This is a genomic window from Streptomyces candidus (genome assembly GCF_014207445.1).
GTDB lineage: Bacteria > Actinomycetota > Actinomycetes > Streptomycetales > Streptomycetaceae > Streptomyces > Streptomyces candidus.
Map to the genome: position 1 here is coordinate 1 of NZ_JACHEM010000054.1, position 3,640 is coordinate 3,640.

Sequence of the window (3,640 nt, forward strand, 5' to 3'; positions counted from 1 at the left end):
GCGGTCAACCCGGAGCGTGCCTTCCGAGAGCTGGGCTTCGACTCGCTCACGGCGGTCGAACTGCGCAACCGGCTCAACACCGTGACCGGGCTGCGTCTCCCGGCCACGATGGCCTTCGACTACCCGACCGTTCAGACACTCGTTGACCATCTGCTCGACGAGCTGCTGGGATCGGACGCGACGGTTGTTGCACCGGTCGCGACGCGCACGGCTTCGGTGGCCGACGACCCGATCGTGGTCGTGGGCATGAGCTGCCGGTACCCGGGCGGGGTGACCTCGCCCGAGGACCTGTGGCGACTGGTCACGGAGGGGGCGGATGCTGTTTCCGGCTTCCCGACCAATCGTGGCTGGGACGTCGAAGGTCTCTACAACCCCGACCCCGACCACATGGGTACCTCGTACACGCGCCAAGGCGGGTTCCTGCACACGGCAGATGAGTTCGACCCGGCGTTCTTCGGGATGAGCCCGCGCGAGGCGCTGGCGACCGACTCCCAGCAGCGGCTGCTGCTCGAAGCGTCGTGGGAGGCGATCGAGCGTTCCGGGATCGACCCGGTCTCGCTCAAGGGCAGCGCCACCGGCGTGTTCGCAGGTGTCATGTACAGCGACTACACCTCTCTGCTGGGCGGCCCGGAGTTCGAGGGCTTCCAGGGAGGCGGAAGTACGAGTCTGGCGTCGGGCCGGGTCTCGTACACCCTGGGTCTTGAGGGTCCGGCGGTGACGGTGGACACGGCGTGTTCGTCGTCGCTGGTGGCCATGCACTGGGCGATGCAGGCGCTGCGCAGCGGAGAGTGCTCGCTGGCCCTGGCCGGTGGCGTGACGGTGATGTCGACCCCGACGGTGTTCGTCGACTTCTCCCGGCAGCGCGGCCTCGCGCCCGACGGCCGGTGCAAGGCGTTCTCCGAGTCGGCCGACGGTGTCGGCTGGTCGGAGGGCGTCGGCATGCTGGTGCTGGAGCGGCAGTCCGACGCGGTGCGCAACGGTCACGAGATCCTGGCCGTGGTGCGCGGCTCGGCCGTCAACCAGGACGGTGCGTCCAACGGCCTGACGGCTCCCAACGGCCCCTCGCAGCAGCGCGTGATCCGCCAGGCGCTTGCCAGCGGCGGGCTGTCGATGGACGACGTGGATGTGGTCGAGGCGCACGGCACCGGTACGTCGCTGGGTGACCCGATCGAGGCGCAGGCGTTGTTGGCGACGTACGGGCGGGACCGTGACGAGGGCCGGCCGTTGCTGCTGGGCTCGGTGAAGTCCAACATCGGCCACACCCAGGCCGCCGCCGGTGTCGCCGGCGTCATCAAGATGATCATGGCGATGCGGCACGGTGTGCTCCCGCAGACGCTGCACGTGGACGCCCCGTCCTCGCACGTGGACTGGTCCGCGGGCGCCGTGGAGCTGCTGACCGAGTCGACGCCGTGGCCCGAGACCGGTCGTGTCCGACGCGCGGCGGTGTCGTCCTTCGGGATCAGTGGTACGAACGCGCACGTGATCCTGGAGCAGCCGGCGCACGTCATCCAGGGAACGGTGGTGACGGGGGCCGAGGCTCCCGTGGTGGAGCTGGGTGCGGTGCCGTGGGTGCTGTCCGGCAAGACGCCGGAGGCGCTGCGCGGCCAGGCCGCCAGGCTGCTGGCTTCGATCGAGGAGCGGCCGGAACTGCGGCCGGTGGATGTCGGTTACTCGCTGGCCACGGGCCGCTCGAAGTTCGAGCACCGTGCGGTGGTGCTGGCGGGTGAGTCCGCTGATGCGGTGCGCGCGCTGACTGCTCTTGCGTCCGGTGCTGGGGATGCCTCGGTGGTGTCGGGTGCGGTGGTCGGTGGCAGGTCGGCGATGTTGTTCTCGGGTCAGGGTTCGCAGCGGTTGGGGATGGGCCGGGAGTTGTACGGCCGGTTCCCGGTGTTCGCGGAGGCTCTGGATTCCGTACTGGCTGTACTGGATCCGCTGCTGGAGCGCCCGCTGCGCGAGGTGATGTGGGGCGAGGACGCCGATCTGCTGAATGAGACGGGCTTTACTCAGCCGGCGTTGTTCGCCATCGAGGTGGCGCTGTTCCGGCTGGTGGAGTCGTGGGGTGTCAAGCCCGACTTCGTAGCGGGGCATTCGATCGGTGAGATTGCTGCCGCGCATGTGGCGGGGGTGTTCTCGCTGGAGGACGCGGCCCGGCTGGTGGCGGCGCGAGCACAACTGATGCAGGCACTGCCCACCGGTGGCGCGATGGTGGCGGTGCAGGCGACGGAGGACGAGGTCCTGCCGCTGCTGGTCGAGGGTGTGTCGATCGCGGCGGTCAACGGCCCCGCTTCCGTGGTGATCTCCGGTGACGAGCAGGCGGCGGTGAAGGTCGCGGCCCAACTGGCCGAGCTGGGGCGAAAGACGACGCGACTGCGTGTCTCGCACGCCTTCCACTCGCCGTTGATGGACCCGATGCTGGAGGAGTTCCGCACGGTCGCGGAGAGCCTGGCGTACGAGGCTCCGCGCATCGCGGTGATCTCCCACCTGACCGGGGCCACGGCGAGCGCCGAAGAACTGTGCTCGGCCGAGTACTGGGTACGCCACGTCCGTGAGGCCGTGCGCTTCGCCGACGGCACCCGGACTCTCGCCGAACAGGACGTGACCACGTTCCTGGAACTGGGCCCGGACGGCGTGCTCTCCGCCATGGCCCAGGAATCCGCATCCGAGGGCGCAACGCTCGTACCAATGCTCCGTAAGAACCGGGACGAGGAGCTGTCGGCTGTCGCGGCGTTGTCCCAACTGCACGTGTGTGGCGCGGTGGTGGACTGGGCGCGGTTCTTCGAGGGCACCGGGGCGTCGCGGGTGGATGTTCCGACGTACGCCTTCGAGCACCAGTCGTTCTGGCCTCGGAGCCTGCGCGGCGGTGCTGATGACGCGGCGGCGGTCGGGCTGGTGTCGGCCGGTCACCCCCTGCTCAACGGTGTAGTGGAGCTGGCCGAAGCCGAGGGCGTGCTGTTCACCAGCCGCTTGGCGATCCAGTCGCATCCGTGGTTGGCCGACCATGCCGTGAGGGGCCGGGTCCTCGTGCCGGGCACGGCGTTGCTGGAGCTAGCGGTCCGAGCGGGCGACGAGGTCGGCTGCGACAGGGTCGACGAACTGACCCTGGCAGCGCCGCTCGCCCTCCCGGAGCGCGGCGCGGTTCAGGTGCAGGTCGCGATCGGCACTCCCGATGAGTCGGGCCGGCGTTCCGTGGGAATCCACTCTCGACCGGAGGGCGCGGACTCGCCCTGGACGCAGCATGCCTCGGGTGTGCTGGCAGTCGGAGGCCGGGCATCCGTTGACGACTTTGATGCGGCGGTGTGGCCGCCTGCGGGCGCCGTGGCGCTGGATATTGAGGGCTGCTACGAGCGCTTTGCCGAGCTGGGCTTTGCTTACGGCCCGGTGTTCCAGGGCCTGCGGGCCGCCTGGACGCGGGACGGCGAGGTCTTCGCCGAGGTGAGCCTGCCGGAGAGTGCGCAGGGTGATGCGGCCGCGTTCGGCCTGCATCCTGCCCTGCTGGACTCTGTGTTGCATGCGGGGTGGTTCTTGGACTCGTCGGGTGAGGGTGCTGGTGTGCCGTTCTCGTGGAGTGGAGTGTCGCTGCTGGCATCGGGTGCCTCTGCGGTCCGGGTGAGGCTGGTGCGTGAGGCTGATGGCGCGTTGT

The 3,640-nt window shown here is 69.6% G+C and carries 1 protein-coding gene; it reads left to right on the forward strand.

From position 1 onward, the window contains the following. Window positions 1–3,640 (forward strand): type I polyketide synthase (locus HNQ79_RS33025; protein WP_185036677.1); only part of this gene is annotated, 3,640 nt, incomplete at both ends.